Here is a 1,454-nt window from a genome sequence, read left to right as displayed (position 1 = left end):
ATTCTGTACCGCACGGGTAAAGTCATACGGCTTCACCACCTGATGCCCCAGCGTGTAGTCCGCCAGGGCCTGCGTATCCGTAGCGCCCGGCCACCAGATCTGCCCGCGACCGTCGATCATCGGCACCTCCGGCTGCTGGAACAACTCTGCCCCCAGCTGCTTGCGCCCCTCAGCAGCCACCGGCGCTTGCAGCACTGTATGGAACGCGGCGTGGTTGGCCAGCCGCATGGGGAAGCGGCCGTCCAGCACTGGCACCGCCGCCTCAAACGCTTTCAGCCCGGCCTCATTTCCGGCCAGCACCAGCATTCCGCCCAAGTCAATCGACAGCCCCAGATCATGCCCCTCGCGCACATTGATTTCTGCCGCCAAGTCCAGCAGCTCCGTCTTGCGATGCGGGCTATTCTGCCACTCGGGACCGGTAAAGGGATAGACCAGCTGGCCGCCGATCAGCTGCTGCTGCATCAGCGTGCCCATGGTGTTCACCACCTTGAACCCATCCGCCGCGCTCAGCGCCCCGGCCGCCGCCAGCCCGATATACCACCCCATGGAGTTGCCGGTGACCGCGACAACGTCGATGTCCTCCGCCAGCGACTGTGCATCCGCCAGCGCTGAGGCATAGATCAATGGCGAAGCAATGTCCCCGCGGGAATACTTTGACACCGAAAACCGGGTTGCCCCGTCGAGCGCCGTGACTTCCTCCTGCCCGGCGTCCTTCCGCTGCGCATCAAATCCGGCGAACAGCGCCGCCTTGTCCGCATGGTGGCGGTGCAAATAACCGAGTTCCGCCTTGTTGTAAGTGCCCCGTCCCGGGCTGATCAGAACAGCCGTGCGGGTCATGACTTGCCTCCTGCCAGCTTCAAAGCAGCTGCAACAATGCTATCCTTCGACGGCAACGTGGCACCATAGGCCGGCCCTGTGGCAATGAAACAATCGCTGGCCGCCACCCGCGCCGTTGGAGCACCGCCTTGTTCCGCAAACAGTGCCATCAGCGCCTCTGACAGACTGCCTGTGATGCGGCATTCATCGACGATTAGCAGATGTTTACAGCCCTTCACCGCCTCCAACAGCGCCGCCTCCGGCAAAGGCGCCAGCCAGCGCAGATCCACAATCCGCGCATTCACGCCTTTCGCCGCCAGCTCTGCCTGCGCCTGGGCCGAAAGGTAGCGTCCGTTGCCATAAGTCACAATCGCCAAATCGGTGCCATCGCCATGCAGACCCGCCTCCCCCAACCCGATCCTCCGGTCCGGTGAGGGGTAGTTACGCATCCAGCCGCCATCCTTGGCCTCATGCAGATCCCGCATCGGATACAGCGCGATCGGCTCGACAAAGACCACCACCCGCTGCTCCTCGCGCGCCAGGCGCACCGCCTCGCGCATCATCATTGCAGCCTCAGCCCCATCTGAGGGACAGGCAATCACAATTCCAGGAATATCCCGCAGCACCGCCAGAGAGTT

General features: G+C 63.3%; 2 protein-coding genes. Both read right to left on the bottom strand.

All coding sequences use genetic code 11. The features are described 5' to 3' along the window. The coding region (locus tag A2I95_RS37570) for an ACP S-malonyltransferase (RefSeq protein WP_291737538.1) at nucleotides 1-837 on the bottom strand (837 nt) is incomplete at its 3' end. Continuing rightward, nucleotides 834-1,454: transketolase C-terminal domain-containing protein (locus A2I95_RS37565; protein WP_291737537.1), on the bottom strand; the 621-nt coding region annotated here is incomplete at its 5' end. The genes A2I95_RS37565 and A2I95_RS37570, both read right to left, overlap by 4 nt.

The sequence above is a fragment of the Leisingera sp. F5 genome (genome assembly GCF_001593695.1).
This window is presented reverse-complemented; position numbering and strand designations above follow the sequence as displayed.